General features: G+C 64.7%; 12 protein-coding genes. 5 read left to right on the top strand and 7 right to left on the bottom strand.

What is annotated here, in order from left to right; all coding sequences use genetic code 11:
* Positions 1-3: 3 nt before the first annotated feature.
* The 7 genes from NGB36_RS26445 to NGB36_RS26410 form a co-directional block, all read right to left on the bottom strand.
* Positions 4-486 carry an SMI1/KNR4 family protein gene (locus NGB36_RS26445; RefSeq protein ID WP_255923036.1) on the bottom strand — a complete coding sequence of 161 codons (483 nt, stop codon included), beginning with the start codon at positions 484-486 and terminating at the stop codon, positions 4-6.
* An 86-nt stretch (positions 487-572) separates the two neighbouring features.
* On the bottom strand, positions 573-818 hold the full coding sequence (locus NGB36_RS26440) for a YxzC family protein (protein ID WP_255923035.1): 246 nt from the start codon (positions 816-818) through the stop codon (positions 573-575).
* Entirely contained in the window at positions 818-5,131 is a 4,314-nt protein-coding gene (locus tag NGB36_RS33240) for a DUF6531 domain-containing protein (RefSeq protein ID WP_269470597.1), read from the bottom strand. Before NGB36_RS33240 ends, NGB36_RS26440 begins: the two co-directional genes overlap by 1 nt.
* Before the next feature lie 7 nt (positions 5,132-5,138).
* Positions 5,139-5,450 carry a hypothetical protein gene (locus tag NGB36_RS26425; protein WP_255923034.1) on the bottom strand — a complete coding sequence of 104 codons (312 nt, stop codon included), beginning with the start codon at positions 5,448-5,450 and terminating at the stop codon, positions 5,139-5,141.
* 217 nt (positions 5,451-5,667) lie between these two features.
* Positions 5,668-5,970, bottom strand: a complete 303-nt coding sequence (locus NGB36_RS26420; protein ID WP_255923033.1) for a hypothetical protein — start codon at positions 5,968-5,970, stop codon at positions 5,668-5,670.
* Positions 5,971-6,186: 216 nt separating this feature from the next.
* Positions 6,187-6,342 (bottom strand): hypothetical protein, encoded by a 156-nt coding sequence (locus tag NGB36_RS26415; protein WP_255923032.1) that lies wholly within the window; start codon positions 6,340-6,342, stop codon positions 6,187-6,189.
* Between the two features lie 71 nt (positions 6,343-6,413).
* Positions 6,414-10,097, bottom strand: coding sequence for an SGNH/GDSL hydrolase family protein (locus NGB36_RS26410; protein ID WP_255923031.1), 3,684 nt, complete (start codon positions 10,095-10,097; stop codon positions 6,414-6,416).
* On the opposite strand from NGB36_RS26410, the gene NGB36_RS26405 reads away from it, so the two are divergent.
* The 5 genes from NGB36_RS26405 (at position 10,069) to NGB36_RS26385 (ending at position 13,550) form a co-directional block, all read left to right on the top strand.
* Complete coding sequence (locus tag NGB36_RS26405; protein ID WP_255923030.1) at positions 10,069-10,413, top strand: hypothetical protein; 345 nt, start codon at positions 10,069-10,071, stop codon at positions 10,411-10,413. The two genes, NGB36_RS26410 and NGB36_RS26405, sit on opposite strands and share 29 nt — an antisense overlap.
* Before the next feature lie 491 nt (positions 10,414-10,904).
* Positions 10,905-11,363 carry a hypothetical protein gene (locus tag NGB36_RS26400; protein ID WP_255923029.1) on the top strand — a complete coding sequence of 153 codons (459 nt, stop codon included), beginning with the start codon at positions 10,905-10,907 and terminating at the stop codon, positions 11,361-11,363.
* Positions 11,364-11,522: 159 nt separating this feature from the next.
* The gene (locus NGB36_RS26395; RefSeq protein ID WP_255923028.1) at positions 11,523-11,918 is read left to right on the top strand and encodes a hypothetical protein; all 396 of its coding nucleotides are present in this window, start codon (positions 11,523-11,525) and stop codon (positions 11,916-11,918) included.
* Between the two features lie 359 nt (positions 11,919-12,277).
* The gene (aspS, locus tag NGB36_RS26390; protein ID WP_255923027.1) at positions 12,278-13,363 is read left to right on the top strand and encodes an aspartate--tRNA(Asn) ligase; all 1,086 of its coding nucleotides are present in this window, start codon (positions 12,278-12,280) and stop codon (positions 13,361-13,363) included.
* A gap of 46 nt (positions 13,364-13,409) precedes the next feature.
* On the top strand, positions 13,410-13,550 hold the full coding sequence (locus NGB36_RS26385; RefSeq protein ID WP_255923026.1) for an amino acid--tRNA ligase-related protein: 141 nt from the start codon (positions 13,410-13,412) through the stop codon (positions 13,548-13,550).
* The last annotated feature ends 2 nt before the right edge of the window (positions 13,551-13,552 follow it).

The following is a 13,552-nucleotide window of genomic DNA, read 5'->3' as shown; positions in this document are numbered from 1 at the left end:
TGCTCATGCCGGGCGATTCAGGGCTCTGGTGCACTCGCGCAGCGCGTAGGTGCCGAAGTCCTGGGCGAGCAATTCAGGGCCTCCGCGGTCAGCGGAGCCGGGGTCCCAGACGACGACTGGTGACTCGCCTTGGTCGTCCTTGCGGGAGACATCGAGTGAAACGAGCCCTCCCATCCCGTCGTACTGAATGACCACAAGGTCGGGCGGGAATCGAGGGTTCGCCCGAGCATCGAGGGTTTCGCAGACGGTGCCCAAGAGAGCGTCCCCCAGGGTAGACGTCCGGTAGATACCGAGAAATTCCTCACTGCCTACTTCGCAGCTTCCCAGCTCGGCGAGGAAGTATCGGTAGGACGGGGGGAATTGTACGTCGAGTTGTTCCTCAGCCAGGGCGATGTCCTGCGTGCTGAGTCCGCCCGTCCAGTCGCAGGTAGCCGGGTTGTTGTGCAGCAGTTCGATCAGGGCCACGACGGATTCGGTGCCACTCATGCTCTGCAATCTTCGCGACGCCTTGGCTCAGTTCGTCCTGTGCCGCCACGTCCGGTGTAAGGACGCAGCAAGAGGCGATGCTGCATCTATGGATTTTCGAACTCACGAAGCCAGTCGCTGAAGTCCTCGTGGCTGTGGAGGTAGACTCCGGGCCCGGTCATGAGGTCTGCCCCTGAGAGTCGATCCAGGGCACGCCACGTTCGCTCGTCCCGCAGCTCGTCGGACTCGGACTCCATCTTCTCCAGTGCCCAATCCGAAACCTCCCCGGGGTCCGCCTGCCCGGCTGCAAGCAGACGGAGCCGTTGGTGCACTTCCTGCTTGAGGCTGTCCATCAGAATGTCCCCGTGAACTTTCCGTCCTTGTCGAACATGTAATGCACTTTCTTGCCGCCGGTTACGTTGACGTCGGGGCGCACGATTCGAACGTTTCCCTCGTTGTCGAGCGTCTCATGCCAGATTCGCTTGTTGCCTGTCATCGGATCCCACTCGCGGACCAGACGTCGTCCGATCATCTCGCCTGGATTCCTTGCCAGCGACACCTCACCGTAGAACCTGATCCGTCCGCTTTCAAGGTCTCGTATGCCTCCCTTGCCGTACTTCTCCGCTTGCTGGTAGAAGTCTTGAAGTTGCGCGGCGGAGGCAGTTCGCGGGCAGGCGCCGAGTCCTAGCGGATCGAACCAGAAGAGAGGATTCGATACGTAGGCGTAGTCATTGTCGGCTGGTTCCAGTCCAAGCGGATCCGGAGTTGCGTAGCGCGCCGTGTCGGGATCGTAGTGACGGAAGTAGTTGTAGTTCCATCCTGTTTCTGGGTCGTGATACTGCCCAGGGAATCGAAGAGGGCAGTCGACCTCGCTCTGTGAACTGGCTGAAGGCGCTGTCGATCCCCAAAGGGTACTCCGTTGTTGCCAGGCAATCCGCCCGTCACTTCCGACGAGTTCGGCAGGAGCGCCGACCAGGTCAGTGACGATTGCGTAGAAGCGAGCGTCATAATCCGCCTGCGTTGGATCGTGATCGATCTGGTACAAGGGGCGATGATCGTCGAGGGCGTAATCCCACGTTGTTGTTTGCCCCGTCGCCTGAATCTGTTCGGTGACGCGAGTTCCGTCCCAGATGAAACTGGTCGACTCGGCATGAGATCCATCGGGTTGCAGGCGCTGCTTGGAAAGCCGTCGTCCCAGCGGGTCGTAGACGTAGTGCCAGTGCGTACCGTCTGGTGTCACGACGTCTGTAAGCCGGTCATTCACGTCCCAGGTGTACGACCATATGCGCACTTGACCGTTTAGCAGTCGCTTGGTTGCGCGGATAAGACGACCCTGGTCGTCGTGGTCGTAACGACACTTGGTCGTACGTCGTATGAGGGTTCCTTCGAACTCGCGCTCGTCGCCGATCGAGGACTCCGGCACGGAGGCCCGGCTGAGATTGCCGGCGCTGTCGTACGCGTACGTCTCGCTCCAGTCGCGAGCATGTACGGCAGTTACCTGGCCGCCTCGGTTCACGTCGAACCGTCGGGTGCCTGAGTTGAGTTCGCGAATTTCGGTCAGGAAGCCGTCCTCGCGGTAGTCGTACGTGCGGTGCTGCAGCCGAGCCTCTGCCTCACCGGCCCCCTCCGTCTCCAGGGTCTGGGAGATCAGTCGGTCGACGGGGTTCCATTCTTGGACCAGACGGATGCCGTGATCGAGACGGCGGTGCGTCTCACGACCGGCAGCGTCGTAGTCGAAGGTGAGCGTGTGGCCGCCCACGGACAGTGCGGTGGGCTGGCCGGCCGCATCGTAGGTCCATTGCGAGACGGCCCCAGACGGTAGCTGCCGAGAAGTGCGACGCCCGAGTAGATCGTACTCATACGAGGATTGCCGCCCGTTCACGCTCTCTGTCAGTACTCGACCGAGTTGGTCGTGTTCGAAGGCCACGGTGGCGGCGTTGTTCGCCGCCCGGAGGAGTCGGCCTGCAGAGTCGTACTGGAAAGTTTCGCTGTGGCTTCCGCCCCGTCGCTCAATCGTCCTGCCGAGAAGATCACGCTGATACGTGACCGTTTCACCGGCGCCGTTCGTACGGCGCACGAGTTGACCAGCGGCGTCATGCACATAGGTGAGGCGACGACCGTTGAAATCAGTCTCGGCGACCAGGTGCCCGGCTGGATCATACTCATAGGACCATGTCCTGCCCTGCGGGTTGACGACAGAGGTGAGGTGAAGCTCCGCGTCATAGGTGAAGCGGTAGGTCGTCCCATCAGGTGTGGTGTGGGAGGCAAGGAGATCGAAGTAAGAGTAGGTGTAGAGGTTCGTATTCCCCGCCGCGTCAGTATGCGCGGTCAGGTTGCCCTCGCCGTCCCATGCCCAGGTCTCACGGGAACCGTCGGCGGCCTCGCGCCAGGAGAGCCTTCCTTCGGGAGTCCAGCCGTGGCATATCCGGTGACCCAGGGGATCGGTCATTTCGGTGAGCCGACCGAAAGCGTCCCGTTCCAGGGTGGTGGTGCGACCTAGCGGGTCGGTGACGGCTGTCGGTAGCCCGGCGTTGTTGGTCGCGATCCGATGGGTATGGCCGAGCGCATCAGTGACGGTCATAGGCCGACCGTGGCCGTCGTACTCATACTTGGTCATGGAACCGCTGGGGTCCACAACCAAGGTCCGGTTACCGCGGTCGTCGTGCTCATAACGCCAGATGGCGCCATCAGGTTCGGTCACCGAAGTGATCAGGCCGAGGGCGTTGTAGGTTATATCGGTTACCGAACCATCAGCGCGCAGAATGGTCGTGGGGTTCCCTGCGTCGTCATAAGCGTTTTGAGTTGTTCGGCCCAGCGGGTCGGTTATGGCGGTAATGAGTCGGTTGTCGGCGTCCCACTCGGTGAGGGTGGTGTTGCCGAGCGGGTCGGTTTCGCTGATGGGGCGATACGCCTCGTTGTAGACGACCGTGGTGGTGTGGCCGAGGGCGTTGGTGATGTGGGTGGTGCGGTTGGCGTCGTCGTAGACGAAGGTGCCGGACTGGTAGCCGTTGGAGCCTTCGCCGCGGATGCAGCGGCCTTGGGTGTCGTAGGTGTACGTGTAGATGGTGCCGTTGCGGTCGGTCCAGGAAGTGACACGGCCGACGTGGTCGTAGGTGAACTGTAGGGGCAAGCCTGAGGAGTTGATGACCTCGGTGAGATGGCCGGCCTGGTCGTAGCCGTAGCGGACCAGGGTGGTGCTCGTATCGGGTCCATCGGTGTCGAGCAGACGCAGGGCGGTGATGCGGGGTTGGTCGGGGTGGCGGTCGATGGCGATGCGGTAGCCGCCGTCGTGGCGGATCTCGACCGGCACCTCGCCGATGCTGTAGGCAATGGTGATGCGGTTGCCGTTGCGGTCCTCGATGGCGCGCAGCGGAAGGTCGATCACCCCGTCGGTCTTGGTGGACAATGGGTGGGCAAAGACGTAGGTGCGACGGGCCGTCGGGTCGGTGATGTGCATCCGCCCGCCGTGGCGCCCGTCCCAGAACAGGGGCCAGCGCGGCCCGTGCTCGGGGTACTCCGGGATGTTCGGTTGCGGGATCGGGTAGCACAGGCGCAGGCCGTCGGCGGTGGCGAAGACCACGCCGTGCTCATCGAGTTGGAGCCGCTGATCGAGCGTAGACGCCCAGGTGCGACCGAACCAACCTCCGGAGCGGTAGGACGAGAGATGCGTGCGCTCCAGAACCACCGGCAGCGCTGCGGGCAGTTCCACGTCTCTCTGCGTGAGGAGCATGTCGCCCGTGACGACGTCGACTGGGTCTTGCCTGCACAGCTTCGCGCCGTTCTCGATTGCCGACTGCAGCTTCTCCATGTCCTCCGGGCGGAGTTTGAACCGGGCCGGTGTCAGATCATCAAGCTTGGACAGGCCCTTGCTCAGCGCGGACAGCGCCGCTGGGGACATCGCTTTCAGTCCCTTGCCGAGGGCTTTGCCGAGGACGCCGAAGCCGATGCCGGCGATGGCGCCTTCGGCGAGGATGTCGGTGAGCTTGCCCGGGTCGGTCAGCGCCTTGGGGTCCTCCAGGAGAGTGCTGAAGGCGGAGAAGGCCATGCCGTCCTTGGCCATCTTCGCCACCGTGGCGACGCCCTTGATGTCCTTCAGCGCCTCCAGGACGCGGTCGAGGCCACGGATCGCCTCCATGACCGCCTTGATCGCGTTGCCGAGGATCCCGCCCTCTTCCTCGATCTTCCCGATGAGCTCCACGATCTTCATGGCGCGCTCGCCAGCAGCGATGGTCGAGGCCGCCTCGGAGAACCCGGCGGTGATCACGCTCAAGGCCAGCCCGGCGACTTCGAACTCGATCATCTCTGCCGCGATCTTGCCGATCTCGTCGATCAGGCTCTCCGCAGCGTCGGCGAACTGGTTGATCGCCCCGCTGCCCTGGTGCAGGGCGTTCGCGATGTCGGCGGCCTGGTTCTGTACCTTCGCGGTGCGCTGGGAGAAGGCGTCGGCGGCCTTGCCCTCCCACACCACGCCGCTCAGGGCGTCGTGGGCGTCGCGGCTGGAGTCCTCCACCGCGTGGGCGAGAGCCGTCCACTTCCGCGCGACCTCACGGACCCCTTCGGGCTTGACGGCGGGGTCGGTGATGTGGAGGAACTCCAGGACGCTCGCGGTGTCGTGGCCGATCGCGTTGTTCAGGTCGTTGATGATGTCGAGCGGGTTGAGGTCCATCAGATGCTCAGCCCTGCCTCTTCGCCGCTTCGTCCTTCAACTGCTCGTCGACCTGGTCCAGCACCTTGCCCACATCCCCGATGGCCTTGGCTTCGGCCTGCCACTCGCCGTGCAACGCGGTGACGATGGAGGTGAGTTGATCCATGCCGTCACGGATCTGACCCGTCGCGCTCAGCAGCGACCCGAGAGCCCCGAAGGCGGACAGGTCGTTGGAGGCGTTCTTGAAATCGCCCAGCGGCTGCACCAACGGGTCCGACGCGTGCGACATCTTCGATGAACCGCTGGACAACGATGCAGATTCCGTCTTCAGATCCGCCACGAGATCCCCCAACCCCCCGAACACACTCCACTCGCGGTACCAATGACGACTAGCACATGATCATAGGACAGCCGGGACATGCCGCCGGACGGTCACCACGGAACGCACACAACTGTCCGAACGATTCTCGCCAGTCGGGCGCGAACCCTGGACTCCTCGCGTGCCGTCACGCCGGTATCCGGCCCAAAGCCGCCCTCCCGCCTGCCCCAGAATCTCCTCAACCAGGTTGACGAGAGGGCCCGAACGTCCTGAGAGCGCCTGGCGCGTTGCTGTGTTCAGGCGCTGCGTCAGGTCTGGCGCGTGCTCGCCAAGCCTGGGCCAGCCACTTGCCACCGCCGAGCCACGCCCCCGTAATGATGAGGGCGAGTTGGGCCGCACGGGTGGCGAGCTCGGCGACGATGAACACCCGCTCACCGTCGTTCTCGCATCCGGCTAGATCGTCCAGCAGGTCGACCAGCGCGACGTACCGTCGGTCCTCTATCTCCGCGACCGCAGCCTCGGGCGGCCCGATGAGAAGCATGCCCGTCGCGCACATTCGCAGCGGCGGAGACCGGCGTCGGCGGAGCCTAAACCCGAGCGACAGCACGCCCACCTTCTCGCCGCGAGCGGCTCGCCGACGATGCCTCGGGCGATTGGTCGCGCTCTGGGTGCAGTCCGCTCGGCGTGCGGCAGTGGAAGCCGGGGCTTCACCCGGTTCCCGTCTTCCGGAGATAGAGCGCTGTGTTGCGGTCGTCTGTCACAAGCCGCCGGGGTCCATGTTGAAGCTGCTGGGATCTGCCAGGTACGAGACGATGATCCAGATAATCAGCACGGCTATGGCGATCCCGATGGCGAATGCGACGATGGCTATGCCGCGGGTAACCGGGTTCTTTCCTGGTATGCGGTAGGGCATGGCAGAGACTCCTCGGGGACGCGCATGGGGGCCGCTGCTGTCGCAACGACCCCCATGCTACTGCTCAGGTTCTAGCTGAGTGCATCGTGCAGGGCCTTGGCGTATGCCTCTGCACCGAGTTCGTTCGGGTGGAAGGATTCCATACTCGACGTGAACGGAAGGGTGAATTTCGGATCGGAGGCGATGTCGGACGACGGTGCTTTAGTGAGTTCGTGAAGTCCTTCATTGGAGTCGCAGATTAGGTGTCCGTTCCACTCGCCCGACGGGTCGTAGAACTTTGCCTTCCCGCTCGTGTTCAGCGAGCCGATGGCGTTGCTGAGCTGGGTGTTCATGTACTGGCCCCAGTCGTGGATGGTGATGACCTCCGAGGTTCCCAGACCGATCGAGGTGCAGGTGCTCACCTGGGTGTCGAAAAGCACCGGGTAGCCCATGTCGATGATCCGGGCGTTTGGGGCGAGTGCGTGAACCCGGGCCACGAAGTCGGCTGCGTTCTGCGCGGCGGTATTGATCTGCCCCTTGACCGTGGCGTCGGCCGGGCATCCGGTCGTCGCGCATGCGGTGAGCACGCTGGTGAAGCCTGCGTCGTCACCGCCGATGGTCATGTCGACCAGCGTGGTGTCGGGGTTGATGAAGCCGGAGTAGAGCTGCGGTATCTCTCCCTCCTGTCCTTTCTGCGTGGCCTGTGTCGTGGTTGCCCCGCTGCACGCCACGCTGTGGTAGTCCATCGTGTCGTCGCTCTGGTCTTCCCTGTCGCCGACGGACGTCGATGTGCCGGGGAGGACTACCTGTCGGGACCACGAGCGTGAGCTTCGCAGGCAGGCGTCGAAGTCCGAGGGCTTGGGGTCGCCGTTGGCGATGTGGGGTCCGGTGTCGGAGTTGGTGTAGTACTGGCCGACGCCGGTGCCGGAGGCGTACGAGTCACCGACCTGGGTCACCATGTCGGTCGGCTTGCCCGGGAGCGGTGAAAAGGCGACCGCATCCCAGGCGATCGTGTTGTCAGCCGTGGCGCCGAACGCGTAGTTCGTCAGCGTCACGCCCTGCCAGTCGCTGCCGGGGGTGAAGTTGATCGCCCCGAGGGAGATCCAGTCGTTGATGCGGTCATGTGCGTTGATGACGCGGTTCGTCGTCGAAGAACCGGTGTGGATGGTATAGATCTCCTGCTGAGCTGTTGATCCGGTGTCGGGGACGTGGACCCATACCCGACGCCATCCTGAGATCTTGTTATTCAGCTTCCAATCGCCGGTGATCGCCATGTTCCCGTCGGGAAGGATGGGCGTGGAGATGAACTGGGCGATCGCTGAAGGGTCCTTCGAGAACGTTCCCGTGGAAGGGTCGTACCACGTGGTTGTGGAGTTCAGGTCGCCGACGCCGGTATCGGTGTCGCGAGTGTGCGCGTACCAGTAGTGGGCGTTGTAGCCGCCGCCGATCTGGTGGAGGTCCCCTCGCGCCTCGTAATTGCCGCCGGAGTCAGCCAGGAAGGTGAACGTGAAACTACCGTCGTTCTGGGTGATCTTGGAGCAGCCGGAGCGGTAGGTCGGAACCGACGCGGGGACCGAGTCCACGATCAGGCTTCCTGACGGCAACGGTGCGGTATTGCATGCGGGGTCTCCGATGCCTCCGTGTCCGCGCCCGAGCTCGCTGCGTAGCGTCTGGTACTTGATCGACTCGTTGCCGCACGAGAGGTTGCAGTCGCTCTTCCACGTGGCGGACGAGTGCCACCAGTGCTGAACGTCGCAGTTCTTCAAGTGCTGGGTCTCGCACGGTGGCGGGTTGTTCACATCGCAAGCGTTGTCCGTCGTCGTGCAGAAGGTCGCAAGCGGGGGTTTGACTGCCGACCGGTTCGCCGGGGCAGTGGTCGCGTCGCCGTTCCACCACGCGGGGTTGAAACCCATCGTGCTGTAGCCAGGGTCGCCTTTTTGCTGCTGCTTTCCGGTGTCGTCGAACGACCATCCGGTGTCCTGCGACCACCCGGCCCAGCCCATGACCTTCTCCTGGTATGGCCAGTCCTGCGGGTGGGCGGCGTCGTGGTTGGCGTTGGGATCCACCGAGGTGTCCATGAACGGGTTGCGGTTTGCCGGGTAGATCGGGTTGGCAGGGTTGCCGTACCAGCCCAATCCCCAGTTCCCGGACGGGTCGGAACCTGGAGCGTTGAAGCCCTCGTTGTAGTTCCACACCGCAGCGAACCAGTTCTCGATCTTCGACGGGTCATCGTTGTTGATCTTGATAGTCTGCCCGGAAGTGTGAATCTCGTTCCACTTGTCCGAGATCAGCTCGACCGCCTTGGCGATGTTGACCGTGTAGTCGAGCGCAATCGCGAGCTGTTGATTGTAGGGAAGCTCGGTCTCACCTGGCTTCGGGTGCGCGGGAACGCGCATGCCGTCGGTGATCTGCCCGATGCCGTACCCGCAGTCGGACTTCGTCCAGTCGATCTGCCAGTACGCGGTACCCGTGGCGCTCGGGTGGCCGTAGAAGCCGTTCTGGCTGGTCAACGGCGATGAGGTCTGTCCGGGGATCGCTCCGCCCTCGGCCTGCCACAGGTTCGACTCCTGCGCCAGGATCCCAAGGACGACCTGAGCGGGGACACGGCCGCCTCCGGTCAGCGCGGGCTGCGGGAACATGCCCTGCGGGTCGACCGCCCCCGACCCTTCCTGGCTACGCCAGTCGCCCTGGGTGAGGTAACCGGAGTGCAAGTCGCCGCGCACCGCCATGTCGACGGCCCACTCGACCTGGTTGGAGGTCGGCTGCAATGCCTGGATGTTCGGGTCGTTGCGGGCAACGGCGCACCAGCGGTCCGGGTCGGTGGTGTCGTGGGAGGTGCTGCCCGGAGAGTCGTTCGGATTCATCCGGCTGCTGCCGGCCGAGGCGAGGGAGGGTGAGGCAGCGTTCCCGATCCCCCTGCCAGCCGTGTCCGTCTGTTGGGCCGCGAACTGAGCGGTCTTCCCTGTGGCCGGGACGGTGGCGGTGATCTCCACCGGGGTGGTGGCGGTGTCCTCCGGGCGGAGGGTGCCGATGGGCTGCTTGACACGGGCAGCGACGCCGGGTGCGGTGACGGTGTTGACCGCGAGCATCCCGGTGCTGGACAGCACTGCGTCGGGCGAGACGCCCGCCTTGGCCATGCCCTTGGGCAGTGCCGTACTGCTCATCGGTGATCCGGTCAGGAAGACCGTGCCGTTTGCGCTCTGCTGAAGCGCGATCTTGTTCAGCGGCGAGGTGGCGAAGGCGGTGACCTTGCCTGCGGCGTAGCGCTTCGCGGCCTGCTGGTTGCGTCCCTGGTCCACGAAGTCGATGCCGCCGGAAAGGTCGGCGTGGATGTCGTACGGCGTCCACGTCCCCTTGGCCAGCGTCGACAGTTGTCCGTCGTCGCTAATCGACACGAGCTGATTGCCCGTCGCCCCGACCAGCTTTCCCCCAGCGGTGGTAGCGCTGGTGATCTCCGCGTTCACCGCGACCTTCGAGGTCTGCTTGCCGGAGTCATCAACGGTGGTAAGCCGCGTCTTGTCGCCGTCGAGCTGCGTGAACGTCGCGGAGTGCGCTGTGGTGTCGCAGGTTGGGTCGAAGTAGGCGAGGGATGCGTTCAACGGCAGTTTCTTCACGCTGCCGTCGTCGAGGTTGACGATGGCGGTGAACGCTCCGCGCTCCATGAGCTGTTCGGAGTTGGTGAAGTCCCGCGGCGCGTAAGCGACCGCAAGGTGGCCGGGGTCAGTCTGGCAGGAGTTCCCGATCCACATGTCCGTGCTGAAGCCGGGCTCCGACAAGGTTGTCAGAGTGTGCCAGGCGTACGCCTCCTTGGCGCTCGCCGTCATGACGTGGATGCCGTCACTGTCAGGTGCGAGGACCGCTACGCGGTCGCTAGATGACCTCCACCCCTTCGGCAAGGTGGCATCCGGGTTGCTGATGCGGGCGCTCGTGGCCGCCGGTTTCGCGGACTGCGGCGATGGAGATGGTTTGGCGGCAGCGAAGGCCGCCGGTGTTGCCAGCAGCGAGAGGAACGTCGCCGCAGTGGCCACGCCCGCTATCGCTTGTGTGGGCACTCTTCTCGGTCTTCCCACAGGTGTCCTTCCCGTTAACTGATCCCCGTGGCGGATGCCATGCGCATGACACCTCGTCAGGCGTTCAGCTTGGCAACGGTCGTTCGCCACAGGGATCTCAAGGTATGAGCGCGGTAAAGAGTCTCACAAGATGTTTTCTGGCGCTGCACTCGCCCCTAACCGGACGACGCAGGCAAGGTGGTGACGACCATCACATGTCAACTTTCCGTGACATGTGGAGGCTTATCCTCCGCCGAACATCGTGTAAAGCTGCGGGACCTGCAGGGAATTCCGTCACTGAGCGTTGCGAGTTGCGCGCATCCGGAATGCTAAATTCCAATTTTGATCAGATAATCTCTTTTGCTGATACGGACAGTCCTTTACTGTCCGTTGGCATCACCTCTCGCCGAACGCCCTTCCGCTCCACGGAAAGTTGGTCTACGCGGGAAGACATGTCTTTAAGGGGGAACCATGCACTCCGTACGCACTGGAGCGCGCATCGCTGTCGCCTGCGCCACTACCGCCATCTCTGCCATGGCTTTCGCAACTCCTCCGGCCCAGGCGGCCACCACCGCGTCTACGGCCGTCCACTCCGTGACCGTCCGGCCCAACGCCCAGCTGGAAGCCGCTGGATCGACCGTCTGCGGATCCGGCTACACCACCATCGAAGAAGCCAGGCGCTGGACCGACTCCAGGGGCAACCCGCTCGGCGACGTGTACACCTACACCAACGGCCAGACAACCGGCCCGAACTACCAGGACAAGCCCGTCTGCGCCGCCTTCTTCAACGACATCGGCGCCAGCCGCTACATGAAGATCACCCTCTGCGACAACTACACCGGCGACCCGTGCACCAGCGACGCCGGCAACTACTCCAGCTACGCCGGGCCGGTGTACCAGAGGCGGGGCTTCTGCGGAACTGTCACCGTTCTGATGAAGAACGGCGGTACAACCATCGTGAGCGGCACCATCGGTACGAGCCCCTGCGACTGACGCCCCGCTGAAGAAAGAGGAACCCTCATGGCACCCCGACACGCTCGACTGCCGCTGGCTATAGCCGTCGCCTCAATCGTGACGTTGTCGGGGTGCTCCGCACATCACACGCACCTCAACAAGACGGCTGCGCGTCCAAGCTTCACGACCTCCCCTTCGGTGTCGGCCGCGCAGCCGTCTCCAACCGCATCCCCCACCTCGAGCAACCCGAACGACGGGGAAGCCTTCGCCGAGGTAACCGCAACCCCCTACGTCACGCCGCCTCCCATAGCCACCTCCGGCGACGTGACCGTTCTGCAACCCACCTTCGATGCCCCCTCCGTGATCGTCCCGGTGCGCATCACCAACCACGGTCATGACGCTGGCGACTACCGCGTCACCGTCCGCGTCGCAGGGGACGTTCCCGGAACCGGCAAGACCCTCACCATCGACAGCGGACTCCTCCAGCCGGGAACCTCTGCCTTCTCCTCCGAGAGGCTGGACGATCCCAACGGACTGATCGGCAACGATCCCCACGTAACGATCACACAGGTAACCCGCACCCCCACGAACTGACCAAGGCCGGTCACGCGGAGGCAGCTCGATATCAGCCACCGCAAGGATTTCGTTGGCGGGGTGGTGAGGTGGCCTTTACCCTGGCACGTAACGCGTCGACGGAGACGAGTAGCCGCGGGCTCACGCGAGCCGAGAGAGCTGCCGGGAGCTGTGAAGGCAGCCTCGCGCCCCGAGGCGAAGACCCTCCCGAGCGCGGGGAGGAACGACCCGTACGGTCCAATGCCCCGCCGGCCAGCCCCCGTCATCAGGCCCGAACGAGGCCGTCGCCCAGCTGCGGCGGCGAAGGTGCGGTGGCACAGCGAGTTGCCCTTCTCGCCCGCACCCCCAAGGGATCACCACGACGCCCTTGGAGGGCCGCGATGATCCACCCTACGACCCGCGTGCTGGCCGCCCAGTTGCCAGAACACGTCGGCCAAACCGTTGAAGTCTCCGGTTGGCTGCACCGCCGCCGCGAGCTGAAATCCGTCACCTTCCTGATCCTGCGTGACCGCTCCGGACTCGCCCAGATCGTCCTGACCGAGCCGGGCGGCGACTTCCCTGAGGAGACCGTGCTGCGCGTGCGCGGCACCGTGACCGCCAACGCCCAAGCCCCGGGCGGCGTCGAGCTGACCTCGCCCGAGATCGAGCCGCTGTCGAGCCTGGCGGAGGCGCCGCCGTTCGACCTGTACCGGCCCACCGTGCCTGCGGTCTTGCCGACGATCCTGGACCACGCCCCGGTCACCCTGCGGCACCCGCAGCTGCGCGCCCCGTACCAGATCTCCGCCGCCTCCGTCGCGGGCTTCCGCGCAGCCCTCGACGCACTGGACTTCACCGAGATCCACACCCCGAAGGTCGTCTCCTCGGCCACCGAGTCCGGCGCCAACGTCTTCACCCTCGACTGGTTCGGCCGCACCGCGTACCTGGCCCAGTCGCCGCAGTTCTTCAAGCAGGCCATGGTCGGGGTCTTCGAGCGGGTGTACGAGACCGGGCCGGTCTTCCGCGCCGAGCCGCACGACACCGCCAGGCACCTGGCGCAGTACACCAGCCTCGACGCCGAACTCGGGTTCATCACAGACCACCGCGACGTCATGGCCGTGGTGCGGGAGGCCGTCGCCGGGCTGGTCGAAGCCGTCCCGTCGCGTGCCGCCGAGGCCGTCCAGCTGCTCGGCGTGAAGCTGCCGGAGGTGCCGGCCGAGATCCCGCAGATCCACTTCGGCGACGCCATGGCCATGCTCGGCGCGGACGAGCCGGACCTCGCCCCGGCGCACGAGCGGTACCTGAGCGAGTGGGCGCTACGCGAGCACGGCAGCGAGTTCCTGTTCGTCACCGGCTACCCGATGGCCAAGCGCCCCTTCTACACCCACCCCGAGCCGGGCCACCCGCAGTACTCCAACAGCTTCGACCTGCTCTTCCGCGGGCTGGAACTGGTCACCGGCGGCCAGCGGCTGCACCGGCACGAGGAGTAAGGCCCTCGCCGCACGCGGTGAATCCACCGGGCCGTACGAGAGCTACTTGTCCGCCTTCGCCCACGGCATGCCGCCGCACGGCGGGTTCGCCCTGAGCCTGGAGCGGTGGACTGCCCGCCTCACCGGGGCCGACAACATCCGCCGCACCACGCTGTTCCCGCGTGACCTGCACCGGCTGACACCCTGACA

It is taken from the genome of Streptomyces humicola, from assembly GCF_024436035.1.
GTDB classification, from domain to species: domain Bacteria; phylum Actinomycetota; class Actinomycetes; order Streptomycetales; family Streptomycetaceae; genus Streptantibioticus_B; species Streptantibioticus_B humicola.
Note: the sequence above shows the minus strand (reverse complement) of the source record. Positions and strands in the feature narration are given on the sequence as shown.

Excerpts from the sequence above, each read along its gene's own strand:
- NGB36_RS26445 (WP_255923036.1), bottom strand. The coding sequence starts at position 486 with ATGAGTGGCACCGAATCCGTCGTGGCCCTGATCGAACTGCTGCACAAC.
- NGB36_RS26440 (WP_255923035.1), bottom strand. The coding sequence starts at position 818 with ATGGACAGCCTCAAGCAGGAAGTGCACCAACGGCTCCGTCTGCTTGCA.
- NGB36_RS33240 (WP_269470597.1), bottom strand. The coding sequence starts at position 5,131 with ATGGACCTCAACCCGCTCGACATCATCAACGACCTGAACAACGCGATC.
- NGB36_RS26420 (WP_255923033.1), bottom strand. The coding sequence starts at position 5,970 with ATGCTTCTCATCGGGCCGCCCGAGGCTGCGGTCGCGGAGATAGAGGAC.
- NGB36_RS26415 (WP_255923032.1), bottom strand. The coding sequence starts at position 6,342 with ATGCCCTACCGCATACCAGGAAAGAACCCGGTTACCCGCGGCATAGCC.
- NGB36_RS26405 (WP_255923030.1), top strand. The coding sequence starts at position 10,069 with ATGTCCGTGCTGAAGCCGGGCTCCGACAAGGTTGTCAGAGTGTGCCAG.
- NGB36_RS26400 (WP_255923029.1), top strand. The coding sequence starts at position 10,905 with ATGGCTTTCGCAACTCCTCCGGCCCAGGCGGCCACCACCGCGTCTACG.
- aspS (WP_255923027.1), top strand. The coding sequence starts at position 12,278 with ATGATCCACCCTACGACCCGCGTGCTGGCCGCCCAGTTGCCAGAACAC.